Origin of the sequence: Microbacterium luticellae, assembly GCF_050408645.1 — a bacterium.
Taxonomy (GTDB): Bacteria; Actinomycetota; Actinomycetes; order Actinomycetales; family Microbacteriaceae; genus Microbacterium.
This window is the reverse complement of record NZ_JBNTKE010000004.1, coordinates 225,679-238,318: the sequence shown is the minus strand read 5'-3', so window position 1 is coordinate 238,318 and position 12,640 is coordinate 225,679. Positions and strand designations below refer to the sequence as shown.

At 60.3% G+C, this 12,640-nt stretch carries 13 protein-coding genes; 10 read left to right on the top strand and 3 right to left on the bottom strand.

Annotation, left to right across the window (positions count from 1 at the left end; genetic code table 11):
- Positions 1-369: 369 nt before the first annotated feature.
- From ACQUSW_RS11750 to ACQUSW_RS11715, 8 genes are all read left to right on the top strand, one after another.
- Positions 370-657 (top strand): hypothetical protein, encoded by a 288-nt coding sequence (locus tag ACQUSW_RS11750; RefSeq protein ID WP_428932488.1) that lies wholly within the window; start codon positions 370-372, stop codon positions 655-657.
- 2 nt (positions 658-659) lie between these two features.
- Complete coding sequence (locus ACQUSW_RS11745) at positions 660-2,333, top strand: alpha/beta hydrolase (RefSeq protein ID WP_428932487.1); 1,674 nt, start codon at positions 660-662, stop codon at positions 2,331-2,333.
- A 5-nt stretch (positions 2,334-2,338) separates the two neighbouring features.
- A complete protein-coding gene (locus tag ACQUSW_RS11740) occupies positions 2,339-3,031 on the top strand; it encodes a hypothetical protein (protein ID WP_428932486.1) in 693 nt (230 codons plus the stop codon).
- Positions 3,032-3,119: 88 nt separating this feature from the next.
- Entirely contained in the window at positions 3,120-3,443 is a 324-nt protein-coding gene (locus ACQUSW_RS11735) for a hypothetical protein (protein WP_428932485.1), read from the top strand.
- Positions 3,444-3,463: 20 nt separating this feature from the next.
- Positions 3,464-4,690 carry a hypothetical protein gene (locus ACQUSW_RS11730; protein ID WP_428932484.1) on the top strand — a complete coding sequence of 409 codons (1,227 nt, stop codon included), beginning with the start codon at positions 3,464-3,466 and terminating at the stop codon, positions 4,688-4,690.
- The gene (locus tag ACQUSW_RS11725) at positions 4,687-5,304 is read left to right on the top strand and encodes a hypothetical protein (RefSeq protein WP_428932483.1); all 618 of its coding nucleotides are present in this window, start codon (positions 4,687-4,689) and stop codon (positions 5,302-5,304) included. The genes ACQUSW_RS11730 and ACQUSW_RS11725 overlap by 4 nt, the downstream gene beginning before the upstream one ends.
- A 77-nt stretch (positions 5,305-5,381) precedes the next feature.
- Positions 5,382-6,041, top strand: a complete 660-nt coding sequence (locus ACQUSW_RS11720) for a hypothetical protein (RefSeq protein WP_428932482.1) — start codon at positions 5,382-5,384, stop codon at positions 6,039-6,041.
- A complete protein-coding gene (locus tag ACQUSW_RS11715; protein ID WP_428932481.1) occupies positions 6,038-6,811 on the top strand; it encodes a hypothetical protein in 774 nt (257 codons plus the stop codon). Before ACQUSW_RS11720 ends, ACQUSW_RS11715 begins: the two co-directional genes overlap by 4 nt.
- A gap of 490 nt (positions 6,812-7,301) precedes the next feature.
- Here the strand turns inward: ACQUSW_RS11715 and ACQUSW_RS11710 are convergent, their stop codons facing one another.
- Both ACQUSW_RS11710 and ACQUSW_RS11705 read right to left on the bottom strand, forming a co-directional pair.
- Positions 7,302-7,787 carry a recombinase family protein gene (locus ACQUSW_RS11710; protein WP_428932480.1) on the bottom strand — a complete coding sequence of 162 codons (486 nt, stop codon included), beginning with the start codon at positions 7,785-7,787 and terminating at the stop codon, positions 7,302-7,304.
- A gap of 71 nt (positions 7,788-7,858) precedes the next feature.
- On the bottom strand, positions 7,859-8,848 hold the full coding sequence (locus tag ACQUSW_RS11705) for a malate dehydrogenase (protein ID WP_428932479.1): 990 nt from the start codon (positions 8,846-8,848) through the stop codon (positions 7,859-7,861).
- Positions 8,849-8,913: 65 nt separating this feature from the next.
- Here ACQUSW_RS11705 and ypfJ point away from each other — a divergent pair, with 65 nt between their 5' ends.
- Together ypfJ and pip are read left to right on the top strand one after the other, a co-directional pair.
- Positions 8,914-9,795 (top strand): KPN_02809 family neutral zinc metallopeptidase, encoded by an 882-nt coding sequence (ypfJ, locus tag ACQUSW_RS11700; protein WP_428932478.1) that lies wholly within the window; start codon positions 8,914-8,916, stop codon positions 9,793-9,795.
- 105 nt (positions 9,796-9,900) lie between these two features.
- Positions 9,901-10,875, top strand: coding sequence for a prolyl aminopeptidase (pip, locus tag ACQUSW_RS11695; protein WP_428932477.1), 975 nt, complete (start codon positions 9,901-9,903; stop codon positions 10,873-10,875).
- On the opposite strand, the gene ACQUSW_RS11690 is transcribed toward pip, so the two are convergent.
- Positions 10,872-12,593 (bottom strand): aldehyde dehydrogenase family protein, encoded by a 1,722-nt coding sequence (locus tag ACQUSW_RS11690; protein ID WP_428932476.1) that lies wholly within the window; start codon positions 12,591-12,593, stop codon positions 10,872-10,874. The genes pip and ACQUSW_RS11690 overlap by 4 nt on opposite strands.
- Between the last annotated feature and the right edge of the window lie 47 nt (positions 12,594-12,640).

The window sequence follows — 12,640 nt, the reverse complement described above, 5'->3', positions numbered from 1 at the left end:
TGAGGGTTATGGCGAGCTCACGAGCGGTTTGAAGAATGCTGTGGATGGTATTAATGACATGTCTGAGGCTCTTCTGGGCATGATGCGTGCGATTCAGGATCTGGATCAGCAGCTCGCCGGCGGTTGATCGGCGATCGCGACCGGAGGAGTCGCGAAAAGGGGGATGGCCTAGCCGTCCCCCTTTCTTGTTCCCGGATGCTGCTACCCAGCCCACCAAGCACCCCAGCCCACCACGCACCCCAGCCCCCCCACTCACCCCCCAGTCCACCCCGTCACGATGGGGAATCCTCCCCATACCCTCAGCGCCTGCCGCCCGCTAGTTTGAAAGCGTGTTCGCACGGTCGCGTATTCGAATGGTGAGGTGCCAGGGTGGGCGATGTAGACATCTTTTATGCCGATCTTTTGAATGCGGGGCAGCGTTTGCGCGATGACGCGTATTATCTGCTGCTGCAAAATTCTGAGGTTTCGGGCGACGACACGGGTATTGAAAATCCTGCTCAGCGGCCCGGGCTGCGGTTAGAGATGCGTAGGCGTCTCACTCAGTTGCATGACACGGTGTTGCAGCGTGTTGAGGCGGCATCGAACCTGGCAAGCAATGTGGAGAGCATCGCATTCCGCTATAACGAGCTTGATGCTGAATTGCAGGGAGACCAGTAACTGTGGCTCTCACATCACCCAATTATGGTTATCCGCTCGAACGAATTGTTGGTGACGCCGGGTCTATGGCGTATTGGGCGGGTGTTTTCGAGCGGCTTGCTGCCCGGCTCACTGATCTGAAAGATTCAGCTTCGCAGACGACACTGCTCGACGGCAGGGGTAAGGCGGTTTCGGCGGCGCGGCGTGACGCGCGGTCGTTGCGGTCGGTCATGCCGGCCGATATCAGTGAGGCAGAACTGTTGCAGAGTGTGCTCGAGCAGTATGCCGATGCGTATAACGAGTCGGCGGTGCGAGCCAACGGCATGATTGGCGAAATTGAAGACGCGCATGCCCAGTGGCGTCAGCATGCGGCGACGGCTGCGGGGGAGTCAGACCGCGTGCGATGGCTCGATGCGGAGCATCCGGATGCTGAAAAAGCCCGCGAAGATGCGCAAGACGCTATCGCCGTTCGTGACGCTGCCCGTGCACGTCTGGATGCGCTGTGGGAAGAGTATGAGCGGTATTACTCGGCATGGGATGCGGCCTATGACCGCGCTCTGTCGATGCTGGCCGAGGGGCAACACCGTTACGTGAGCGCTGATGGGCGTGATCTGCTCGATGCGCTGCTGGCGGCCGATACGCCCGAAGAGGTGTATCGCCTGTGGCGTGATCACCCCGAACTGCACGACGAGCTGGCCCGCGTGCATCCGGAGATTATTGGCAACCTTGACGGTATTCCGCTTGATGTGCGCGCTGATGCCAACTATGAGCATTTGCGGCGACTGCATGAGGCGGGTACAGAAGAGCCTGTGCGCAGCCAGATTGATGCGATCTGGCAAGAGATGGGCAAGGGTCCGCCTGTGCCGCGCTTGGTCAGCTTTGATCCTGATGGTTCAGCGCAGGTGACCGCGGCAATCGCATACGGAGATATTGAGAACGCAACAGACGTGAGCGTGTTTGTGCCCGGTATGAACTCGAACGTCCGCGGAATGGGTGACTGGGGCATGTCGGCCCGTGACCTCAATGATCATGTGGGGCCGGGGTCGGCGGCGATCGTGTGGTTCGGTTATGACTCGCCCAATATTCCTGAAGAACCGTTTATGGACCGCGCTATCGATGGCGCGGCAGCGCTACGCGGATTCCTGCTGGGCCTGGACTCACTGTATCCACGTGCCGAAGTGAATGTGATCGCGCACTCGTATGGCAGCACAATGGCTGCGCTTGCGATTGGGTCTGCGGCCGACGGCCTGGGTGTTGACCGGTTTATTGTGGCGGGCTCTGCTGGTTTTCCTGACAACACAGAGGTGCTGGAGAACCTGCGCAAGGGAACACAGATTTTTGCCACGATTGCCCACGATGACGGCCTCGCCCGTTTTGGTCGGGATTCGAGCTTTGGTCACGGGGTTGTTCCCGAGACGCTTCCGGGCACGACCCTTTTTGACAGCGATGGCGGGTACGACCGTGACGGCAACCATCTCAATCCGAGCACGGGCCACGGGGCGCACTACGGCGGAAAAGGGCTGTTCGGCAACAAAAACCCCAACTCGGGCTACTTTATGCCGGGCACAGAATCGTTCTACAACATTAAAGAAATCATTCGCGATGGTCGCCCGGGCACGGTCAGTGGCGGTGAAGGTAGCAAGAGCGGGTTCTGGGATCTGCCCGACTGGATGCCGTTTGACCCGTATCGTTTCTAATAACCATGCATATTCGATTGCGTACCCGACTCGTGGCGCTTACCGCCGGATTGGTGTTGATCATGACCGGATGCAGCTCAGCAAACTCCGCCCCCGCGGCCGATGCGCTCTATGATGCGGCCTCGGCGCGGTTTCATGCTTCTTTCGCGGTGATGCACGACGTACTCATGTCGGTTTATGAGGGCACGTGGCAGGTGGATCAGGGCGCTTATGGTGCCGATCCGTCGTCGTGTCAGATCGATGGCGACACGTTCGGTCATTTCTTCAACTACGTGCGCACGGTGCAACTGGACGACGCCGACCCCGACGGTATCGAGGTGGCGGCTCTCGCCGCATTTGAACGGCACGGGTTTTCGACCGAAGTCACCCGTTTTGGTGAGGGTGAGCGTGAAGAGCGCAACGTGATCGCCGAAGACCCAATTGTGGGTCGGGCCGTTGTTACGGTGTATCCGGCTACGGGCAGCATCCGGGTCACTGCTCGTACCGACTGTTTGCCGGGGTCGGCAGCAGAATTATCGACCATGATTTTTGGTACCGATGAACATGGTTCGTGGCGTCGTGTGCCAGCGACCGAGACTCCGGATGCTGCGCCCCAGTTTTATTTCCCTCCCGGTGGGCCCGAATACTACGACCGCGACGGTACCCCTGTCGACCCGCAACCGGTTGTTTCCGACCCGCCCGTGCGCCCCTCACAGTAAGGCGCGTGAGCGATGGGGAATCCTCCCCATCGCCGCGAAAGACGCTGCTGCCTACAGTATGAGTTGACTGGGCAGGAAGGAGCTCTTCGTGGGTGACGGCATATTGATTAGGTATGACGACCTGAAGGCTGTCAACGAGCAGCTTCTTCGCGTGATTGATGAGCTTGACGGCGCGCGCAGTGCGCGTAAAGAGCTGCAGTCGGCGATTGATTTTCCGCTCGATCAGGGCAAACTGCGCAACCGGGCGGGAGACTTCGAAAAACAGTGGGATGACCGCCGTAGCAGTCTGACCGACGAGATCAAAAAAGTGCAGGAGCACGTGCAGGGTGTGCTCGACGGAGTTGAAGAGTGGGACGTCGAGACGGCCGCGCAGCTTGAGATCGATGTGACTGCAGAAGTCGACCAGAAGTAGCAGAGGCGGAGGGTAAACACATGGCGATTTTTAGCCCTCAGGGCCGTTTTATTCGCGAGGTCGATGGCGAACCAGGACCAATTATTCAGCGGGGCAACGACATTACAAGCTTCGCGGACGACATGAGTGCCAGCGCCATGTTTCTGAAGCGCCTGGCAGACGACACGGCGGGCCAGAAAGGCGCCGCCGCTGAGAAGCTGCAAGAGATCGTGGGCGACACCCACGTGGAGCTCGAGCAGGTCGCCCGCATGTATGGTGCCACCGGGCCCATATTGACGCGATACGGCCACGCGCTCGCCGACCTGCAGCCCTCGATTAACTGCACGGTCGACGAGTGCCGTGACCGGTGGGAGGCGTACTTCAACGCACCCGGATACCTTGCTGGTGACCGCCCCTCGTGGGATAAAGCCGATAGCGAAGACGCTGCTGAGGTGAGCGCACAGCAGGCGCAGGATCAGCGGCGGCAGCAGTTGTGGGAAGACTTTCAGGCATCCGGCAAAAAATACGACGACTACGTCGATGACTGGCAGGCAGCCTTCGATGCTGCAGCCGACGACATCGGCGACGTACTCAGCGACGGTATTCAAGACAGCTTCTGGGACAACGTCGACGGCTTTGTTGCCTCGATGCTCGTGGTACTGAAATGGGCCGGAATCGTTGTCGGCGTTCTTGCCATTCTTATCGGCGGACCGATTCTTGCGCTTATCGGTTCGATCATTGCCATCGCCACGCTGGTGCTCACCACCTATCAATTCATACGTGGTGATGCGGGATGGACCGATATGGTCTTAGCAATTATTGGCGTTATACCCTTCGGTAGCATCGGAAAACTGGCTAATGGCCGCAGTGGTGCCGTCGAATTTGCGGGCGATGGTTTTAAGGCCTTTAAACCCAGCTCATGGTCAAACGCAGCACAAGAGGGCCGGTTCTTGCGCGACGCATTCCACGCCGGTGGCGGTGGCTGGAAAGGTGGCGGGCGTGCCGCCTGGGACCTCTTTAAACACAACAACCCCACGGGCCCCGGCGACGTGATGACCCGGTTCTTGTTTGGTAAAGACACCAATAAGTTCACGGAGCTCACCGAAAAAATGCTCACCGACGGTAGCAAATTCTCGGCGTCATGGGAGTTCGGGTTCAGCCTCTTCAGCGGCCCGTGGAAGAGCATCGATAAGATTGCCACCTGGACTGGGAACAGTGATCAAAAGCCGAGCACACTGTTCCCCTGGGTAGGAGCCATATTTAAGTGACCGTAGTACCGCAGCATCCGGAGCCCACACTGCATTTGTCCACGGTCGATAGTGGTTGGCTTCTTGTTCCTGCGCTCGACGCCGACAGCGCGCACGCGCAGGAGTGGATTGATCAGAGCGCGCAAGAGCTTGCTGCGGCAATGCCCGCTGGGTGGACGCACGACCAAGACCAGCTTGCGCGGCTCGCACTGTACCGCGGGCTGGAGAGCCGCCGTGAGCGCGATGAATACATGTTCCTTGTATGGCCCGCGCCTGCGCCCGCCTGCGTGCTCGTGCATGTGACGCTCGGAACCCTGGTTGACGACCACCCTCTACCGGGCCCCGGTGATGGCATTCTGTACCACGCCGACGGTCTGGGTTACGGTGTGCAAATTCCGGTTGCCGAAGAGCACGCTGAGGGCGCGACACTCGGAGTGCAATTTGTGTTCGTGCAGGGCCGTGAAGCCGTTGTGGTCGACGTTGAACCGACGGCCGTGAGCCTGCTCTCACTCATCGTGAACGGCCTGCACGGCATGGTGCAGTCGCTGCGCGTCACCTACGCCGACGGCAGCGAATTTATCGCCGACCGGCCCCAAATACTCGAAGCCGAAGACAACGAACAGTGGCCGGTTTAGATGGGTTACGGCTGCGCATACTTCTTTGATGCGCACAATTCTTTGATGAGCACAGTGAACTGTGAAAGGGTCGCAGTATGGGCGAAGAACATGCAGCCGAGAGGCATCCGGATGCCGAGAATCCCCCCGCGCGCATAAGCCTGCGCGAAGAACTCGGTGGTGTTCCCGACCCCGACTTTACTGTCGCGCTTCCTCCCGGCTGGGAGCAGCGAGGCGTTGATGAAGACGAGCAGGCCCGAATGGTCGGCGCCGTACGCAACCGCCTCATGCAGGCCAACCGCCCCGATATTTATGCTCGCGTACGCAAAATGGCCGGCGAAGCGTTCGATCAGATGCGCAAACAGTCGACCGTGGCAATGTTTGTGCCCCGTGAGGGGAGCGGAGCACTGGTGTTACCGGCCTCGCTCATGGCAAGCATCCGGCATGCTGAAGGCAGCGACAACCTTGACGCGCTCGTACGCTCGGCCATTGTGAACCACGGCGCAACACCGCTGTTTGACGACAAACGTTTTTTGCGTATGGAACGCGACACGATGGAAAACGTTGACGGTGAGCACCTGGGAGTCACCACCGTGGTGTATTTGACTCCGATTCCGGGCAGTGAGCGGCGCCGCGCATTACAGTTCACCGCCGTTGTTATGCGACCAGCCGATGCTCCGGTCGATGACCCGCCTGTCGTCGCGATGAAAACACTGTTTGACCTGTGTGTTTCGTCGGTTTCGTGGATGCCCGCATGACCCAGCGGCTGCAGGAGTGGGCTCGTGAGATCGAACCCCACAGTTACCGTCTCGGCAGTGTAGAACGGCAACTATTTGCTCACCACCCCGACATTCTGCGGGCGATCGACGACGACGAACGAGCCTTTCTTACCGGTACCGACCGCGACAAACGAGTACCGGGTGTGCTCGTTTTTCTCGGGATGCTGCTGCTCATCATCACACCCATTTTTGGTGTTGCTGTATATGGCGAACACGATTACCTTGCGTCGGTTCCACGCACCAACCCCGACACCTATATTGCGGGCACAGCCGTGAGCTTTGCCATAACAGCAGTCGTGCTCATCGTGATGGCGGTGCGCTGGTTGCGTAGCGGTGCACGTTGGAATGCGATGCTGCTCGTTTATGCTGCATTCGCGGGAACCATGGGCATATTTGCGACCGTTGGCCTTCCCACTCGGGCCGGATACGACGGGGTCAGCGTGCCCGTGTGGGCGTTAACACCGGCACCGGTCGCGGCCACCATCGCCGTGGCGCTCGTTGTCGCGATCGTGGCGCGATATTCCACCAAAAACGTTGCGCCGGGCAACAACGCCGACGCCGAAACCGTACTGACCTACCAGGTACGGCAACTACCCGCCGACGAACGCAAGACTCTGCTGCAGGCGCGTTCGGCTGCCCTTGACGTTCTCGCCGACCGCGGCATTGTCGGCGACCGGGAACGCCAACTGGCGCAATCAAGAAAACTAGGCTTCTTGCATCGAGCCGAAGCGATTCTGCGCCAGCGATAGCCGGATGCATGAGCGCGACGCGTGCATGGGTATTTCTCCCCATCGCGCAAATGGGCGCCTTCAGTTTTACTTGCGGTAGCCGAGCGTTTACGTTCGGCGCGTTGAGTGCAACGGTTACAAGGCCCATAATCGCGGCAGCTTCAACGAGCAGCGAACACACAATGGGGAGTCGACAAAAGACGTCGACTCCCCATTATCGTTGCGGGGCCGGTGCGCCTGCGTGCCCGGACCGTGTATCCGCGCCCGCGTACCGGCGTGCCCGCACCCGCGTGCCCGCGCACCCGCGTGCCCGCGACCGGTCACGACTTGCCGTTACTCGTATCGCACTAACGGCGTGTTGTGCCCTGCGGCGGAAGAAAGCATGCCGGCGCGCTGTTTTTCGGGCTGCTGTTGCCGAGAACAGGAGAATTGCCGAATGACGCATGATTTCACGGTTTTCATCCGGCATCCGGCAATTTTCCTGTTTTCGGTCAGGTGATCCGCGTGCCCGCTAACGCCCCGTGTCGGCCAGATGCCGCGCACCGTGGCTCACGACTTTTACCATGATGCCGCGTCGGCGCAGTTCGGCGACGGTGCGTGCTTCTTCGTCAATGTTTGTGCCGAGGGCATGCACATTGGCTACGACCAGTACGTCTCCCGGATGCAGCGTTTCGATCAGGCGCGTGAGGCGTTGCGCCCACGTTTCCATTATTTCGGGGGCCGGGTGGCGAAACCCTTCTATGGGCACCCCAAATCGGGTGAGGTCTTCGCGCTGCTGCACGACGGGCGGCATGTCTTCGCGCGCGACGACGAGGCCGACGAGTCGTGACCCTTCTGGTCTTGCTAGCCACCAATCCCGGTTTTGTTGCAGCTGCGTGAAGCACTTGGGGCATTCGGCGGCGGCATGGGGAAGGTGGAGCGGGCTGGTCACGGCGTCGTCGACGGCGTTGTCTGGGTGTGCCATTGCGGGCACGCGTTCCGGCGTCGGATCGCTCATCTTCGCACCTCCGCCTTCTATTCTGCCCTGCCCGGCCAATATATGCCGCGCATGGCACGTGCAGCGTGCCGCTAAGCGAATCCGAGAGAGCGTACGGCTTCTCGTTCTGCCACGAGTTCGGCGACAGAGGCATCAATGCGGGCACGCGCCCAACTGCTCAATTCGAGCCCTTCGATGACTTCCCACCGGCCGTCTACGGCACGAACAGGAAAAGAGCACACGAGCCCTTCTGGCACACCGTATTCGCCGCGCGAGACGACCGCCGCGCTTGTCCAGTCGCGTGTTCCTGTGGTCCAGTCGCGAACATGGTCGAGGGTGGCACTGGCTGCCGAGGCTACCGATGATGAGCCGCGTACAGAGATAATTTCTGCCCCGCGTTGAGCGACGCGAGGGATGAATGTTTGATCGAGCCAGTGCCGCACGTCGTCGAAGCGTTCGCGCAAAATATCGAGTGCTCGCCGCCCACCAACTGTTGCGTGCGATATGTCTGGGTATTGCGTGGCGGAGTGGTTGCCCCATATGGGGAGCCGGTGCACCGATCCGACGGGAACATGCAGCGCGTCGGCCAGCAGACCGCGAGCACGGTTTTCATCGAGGCGAGTGAGCGCACTAAAACGTTCAGCGGGTAGGCCGTCGGCTGCAGCCGCCGCAATCAGAGCATTGGTGTTCGCAGGGTTGCCGACAACAGTAATGCGAACCCCGGATGCCGCGTGCCCGGCAATCGCCCGCCCCTGCGGGGCGAAGATGCCGCCGTTGGCAGCGAGCAGATCGGCGCGCTCCATGCCGGGGCCTCGTGGCCGTGCTCCAACGAGAAGGGCGTGTTCGCAGCCGTCGAAGGCGACGGCCGGGTCGTCGCTGACTTCAACGTGTTCGAGCAGCGGAAAAGCGCAGTCTTGCAGTTCCATGGCTGCGCCCTCGGCGGCTTTCATCCCTTCGGGTATTTCTAGTAGCCGAAGCCGCACAGGCTTGTCGTTGCCGAGGAGGTCGCCCGCGGCAATGCGAAAGAGCAGCGCGTATCCGATCTGCCCGCCGGCTCCCGTGATTGTTACTGTCGTCGCCATGGCCTGAGCATACGCCGCCGCTGGTTTTTTCGGCAGGGGCCGGCGCGTGCGACTAATCTCGTGACATGACCTTCAATCCAAAAGCAGATGTCAGCGGCAACAAGGCGCGGCGTCGTGGCCGTACTGCTGCCGTTGCTGGGGGCGGCGCTGTGGGTTTGGGCGCCGTTGCGGTATTGCTTATCAGCATGTTTACCGGTGTTGATCTCACCCCGTTTTTGGGTGGGGGTGCTGATGCGGGGCCTTCGGGGGGTGCACAGTCGGAGGGCACTGTGATTTCGGAGTGCCAGACGGGGGCCGACGCTAACGAGGCCGATGACTGCCGTATTGCGGCGGCGTCTCTTGTGCTGGACGACTTCTGGGCCGACTATGTTGACGGGTATCGCGAACCGGTGTTGACGGTTGTTGACGGGTCGACGTCGACGCAGTGTGGTACGGCGTCGAATGCGGTGGGGCCTTTTTATTGCCCACCCGAAGAGGGTGTCTATATTGATCCGACGTTCTTCGGGATTTTGCGGCAGCAGTTTGGTGCTTCTGCTGGTGAACTGTCGCAAATATATATTCTGGCGCACGAATATGGTCACCATATTCAAAACATCACCGGCATTATGCAAGAGCATCCGAGTCGCGCAACAGGTGCGACGAGCGATAGCGTGCGAATGGAATTACAGGCCGACTGTTTTGCCGGTGCTTTTATTGCCGATATGACACAGCAGAAAGACCCCAACGGTCAGCCGTATATGTTGGCGCCCACCGAACAGCAGATCGAAGATGCTTTGAATGCTGCGGCCGTTGTGGGCGATGACCATATTCAGCAGCAGTCGGGCATGACGAACCCTGAATCGTGGACGCATGGCTCGAGTGAACAGCGTAAACGCTGGTTTGCTATCGGGTTCTCGCAGGGCGTGAATTCGTGCGACACGTTTACCGTGGCGGGCAACGAACTTTAGCGCCAAACATCGGTGTATTCGAGACAATTGCTTTGTCTCGGGTAGCGTTATGCAGTATGGAGACACCCCAGTACCGGGGTGAATACGGCCGGGGGGCTGCAAATAATGAACGTGGATGCACTGTATCCGCCGATCGAACCGTATGAGACGGGGATGCTACCGATCGGCGATGGCCATCGAATGTACTGGGAGCAGAGCGGAAACCCTGAGGGTATTCCGGTCGTGTTCGTGCACGGTGGGCCGGGTGGCGCGACGGAGGCGTGGCATCGTCGCTTTTTTGATCCCGAAAAGTATCGCATCATTCTTTTTGACCAGCGTGGATGTGGCAAGAGCACTCCGCATGCCAGTGAGCCCGATGCCGATTTGCGGTACAACACCACGTGGCATCTGGTGGCCGATATGGAGTTGCTGCGCAAAAACTTAGGGATCACCGCGTGGCACGTGTTTGGTGGGTCGTGGGGTAGTGCCCTTGCGTTGGCCTATGCCCAGGCGCATCCGGATGCCGTGACAGCTCTTGTTTTGCGGGGCATCTTTACTCTCCGCAAACATGAACTGGAGTGGTTCTATGAGGGTGGTGCCGCGGCTGTTCTGCCCGACCTGTGGGACCAATACGTGGCGCCGATTCCTCTGGTTGAGCGTAACAATCTGATTGAAGCGTTCCATCGTCGACTCTTCGATACCGACCCGGCCGTGCATGTTCCTGCCGCTTTTGCGTGGTCGGCGTGGGAAGCAGCGGCCATTACGCTGCTGCCCGATCAAGAAAACGTCGACCGGATGCTCGAGCCGGCCACCGCCACTGCGTTTGCGCGCATCGAGAATCATTTCTTTATTAACGGTGGTTGGTTAGAAGAGGGGCAGCTGCTGGCGGGTGTAGACGCGATTCGTCACATTCCCGCGGTCATTGTTCAGGGGCGCTACGACATGTGCACGCCGATGATGACGGCGTGGGAGCTGCACCAGGCGTGGCCTGAGGCACAGTTCGTTGTTGTGGAAGACGCGGGGCATGCGGCATCCGAGCCGGGCATTGCTCGCGCTCTGCGTTCGGCAACAGATCAACTCGCCGACGCCGCAAGCTCTTAGGCGCGCAGCGCGTAAACCAGGGTTCGCAGCAGCGCGAGCACGCCTCCGCGCGCCCGGAACCGGGTGAGCCCCTCGCTGACTTCCGCCCCCGTGCGTGATGAAACAAACCAGGGCGGCGTGGGCAGTATCGTCAAACGGTCACCGGTGAACGGTGCGGCGAGAGCGCGCGGGAATGGCCGGAAGGGTCCGCGAATAACCGAGCGTTCGACGTTATCGAGCAGCAGCGCATTGTGCACAACGCCGATGCCGCTGGTGACGTTGTCGAGTGTTCCGCCCGGGTAGGCACCCCACGTGAGGGTAGGAATTATGAACCCGAACGCGGTCCAGGCGTTGATCGCTATCGAACCGTAGTGCAGTCGTGCAATGGCGTTATCAAAGCCGTCGCCGAGTGCTTTTTCGGTCGCCGGGTCGATCAGCAGGTTGGCACCCAGTGTTCCGTGAAGCTGGGTGTTGGCGTGTGCGACGGCGGCGTCGACAAACTCTTGACCCGTGCCGGGCAGAGAAACAACACCGAGGACGGGCGCAAAATATTCAGTCGTCTGCAGGTCGGTGGCGTCGTCGTCAGGGCCGACCTCGACCAGCAGGCGATCGGCCAGTTTCCAGGCATCCGGATACGACTCGGCAGCCTGCTGCATGCGTTCATCAGCTTTCGGGTACCACAGCAGCCGTTCGGGTGCCGAAGCGTAGGCGCGGCGCAACTCGATTTCGAATTGTTCGCGCTGGGGCCAGTCGGCAGAAACAATGACCACCTGGCCAGCAATACAGTTGTGGCCACAGTTTTGCAGTCGCATGGTGGCAATGTGTTCGGCGTGAAAGCGCAGGTCGGCCTCGCTCCACGGGCCCGGAACAACAATGATGGGCGATACGCCGCCGAGCTCTGCCGTGATGCTTTTTTTGAGTTTGGGCCGGTTTTCGCGGCGCCGCCGCGTTGCAGCACCACCCGTACCCCACACGATGGCATTAAAGGTGGCTTCGGCACCGGTGATATGCACATGGTCGACTGCTTTATGCGTGGTCAAATATTCGCCGACATCGCCGCCACCCTGCACAATGCGCACGAAGCCGGGGGCGATGAGTGGTGCCAGAGCCTTCTCATAGACAGGCACGAGTGCGTCTTGCGTGGGGTTGACTTTGAGGATCACCACCCGGTTGTGGGCAAAAAGCTCATAAAAAACGTCGAGCACAGGAATCGATGTGATGTTTCCTGCGCCCAAAACCAGGCCGATACCACCCGATTCTTGCGGGGTGCGCTGCGCTAAACCTGCTGCCGCACGTGCCTCGGTCTCGGTCACGCCCGGGCGCAGCCACACTTCGCCGCTAAACCCGGCCAACAAAAAGCGATCCATGCCGGTGAGCGGAAAAGCATGCGCACGCATCTGGCCACTGGCTGTCTGATCCAGGCGAACGCCGTCGAGCGGGCTCCTATCCTCGGCCAGTTTCTCGAGAGAGCGGATGAGCGCGTCGACCATATCGAGAACCGTATAGGGGCCGCTGAGCCACTCTTCACCACGTAGCGGATGCTGGTCGTCGAGGCCCTTTGACCGTGCGGCGGTGCGTGCCCAGGTGCGCGACTGCTGTGCGATGGTGCGGCGCAGCGCCTGCAGCAACACGGTGCGCTGCCGCAGAGACAGATGGGCCCACGACTGGGCTCCCTCAGCAAGTTCGTTGAGAGCACCATCCAGGTGCTCACGCACATCGTCGTCGAGCGTGGCAGGCATCGGCTCCTCCTTCGGCGCAGGTAGCTTCGAGATGCCTCTAGCCTATG

What these genes read in the sequence shown, in the direction of transcription:
- ACQUSW_RS11740 (WP_428932486.1), top strand. Translation starts at nt 2,339, where the DNA reads ATGCATATTCGATTGCGTACCCGACTCGTGGCGCTTACCGCCGGATTG.
- ACQUSW_RS11730 (WP_428932484.1), top strand. Translation starts at nt 3,464, where the DNA reads ATGGCGATTTTTAGCCCTCAGGGCCGTTTTATTCGCGAGGTCGATGGC.
- ACQUSW_RS11720 (WP_428932482.1), top strand. Translation starts at nt 5,382, where the DNA reads ATGGGCGAAGAACATGCAGCCGAGAGGCATCCGGATGCCGAGAATCCC.
- ACQUSW_RS11715 (WP_428932481.1), top strand. Translation starts at nt 6,038, where the DNA reads ATGACCCAGCGGCTGCAGGAGTGGGCTCGTGAGATCGAACCCCACAGT.
- ACQUSW_RS11710 (WP_428932480.1), bottom strand. Translation starts at nt 7,787, where the DNA reads ATGAGCGATCCGACGCCGGAACGCGTGCCCGCAATGGCACACCCAGAC.
- ACQUSW_RS11705 (WP_428932479.1), bottom strand. Translation starts at nt 8,848, where the DNA reads ATGGCGACGACAGTAACAATCACGGGAGCCGGCGGGCAGATCGGATAC.
- ypfJ (WP_428932478.1), top strand. Translation starts at nt 8,914, where the DNA reads ATGACCTTCAATCCAAAAGCAGATGTCAGCGGCAACAAGGCGCGGCGT.
- pip (WP_428932477.1), top strand. Translation starts at nt 9,901, where the DNA reads ATGAACGTGGATGCACTGTATCCGCCGATCGAACCGTATGAGACGGGG.
- ACQUSW_RS11690 (WP_428932476.1), bottom strand. Translation starts at nt 12,593, where the DNA reads ATGCCTGCCACGCTCGACGACGATGTGCGTGAGCACCTGGATGGTGCT.